Source organism: Tepidibacillus sp. HK-1 (assembly GCF_001748485.2).
Taxonomy (GTDB): domain Bacteria; phylum Bacillota; class Bacilli; order Tepidibacillales; family Tepidibacillaceae; genus Tepidibacillus_B; species Tepidibacillus_B infernus.
In genome coordinates this window covers 1-757 of record NZ_BDGM02000059.1, presented here as the reverse complement: position 1 = coordinate 757, position 757 = coordinate 1, and the positions used below count along the sequence as shown (strand labels likewise).

Here is a 757-nt window from a genome sequence, read left to right as displayed (position 1 = left end):
AGTGAACTACCCGCCACCTACGCTTCGCTTAGAGGTGAGGGCTTCTAAGGTAATCGCACCTAACGGTACAAAATTTACTTAGCTATCGAGCCTGTTCCATGCTCTATTTATGATTATACTAACAGTCGCAATCCTTCACGCTTGATATTGATAGAAGCGTTCCAATCTCTATCTGCCACAAAACCACAATCACAATCGAATATGCGCTCAGAAAGAGATAGAGACTCCTTTACTTGACCGCAACTTGAACAAGTTTTGGATGATGGAAACCACTTATCTATTTTGATAAGCTTTTTCCCCTGCTCCTCTAACTTGTATTGGAGAAAGGTGGTAAACATGCCCCAGCCATTATCATGGACACTTTTGCCAAAATGGAGTGCTTGAGACATCCCTTTCATGTTGAGGTCTTCGATAACCACGCAGTCATACCGTTTCGCTAATTTGTGTGATTCCTTGTGTAGAAAGTCTTTTCGTTGGTTCGCAATTCTTTCATGTAGCTTCGCTACTTTCAGACGCTGTTTGTGCCAACGATTAGAGCCTTTCTTTCTGCGTGATAGAATACGCTGTTCCTTCGCTAATTTTCCCAAGGCTTGGCGATAGAAACGAGGGTAATTGGCTGTCTTACCTTCTTCGCTATCGACGAATAAGCCATTCATGGAAAAATCTAATCCTTTCCGTTGACCACGTTGGTTGTGTAGGACTGTCTCGCCTTGCGGCTTTTGAACTTAGGAAATTCAACACGACCAGAGAAGAAGTT

Annotated in this window: 1 pseudogene; it reads right to left on the bottom strand. The window is 43.1% G+C overall.

Annotation, left to right across the window (positions count from 1 at the left end):
• Window positions 1–113 precede the first annotated feature (113 nt).
• Window positions 114–757, bottom strand: a pseudogene (locus BEN26_RS13835) (RNA-guided endonuclease InsQ/TnpB family protein); the annotation flags it as partial.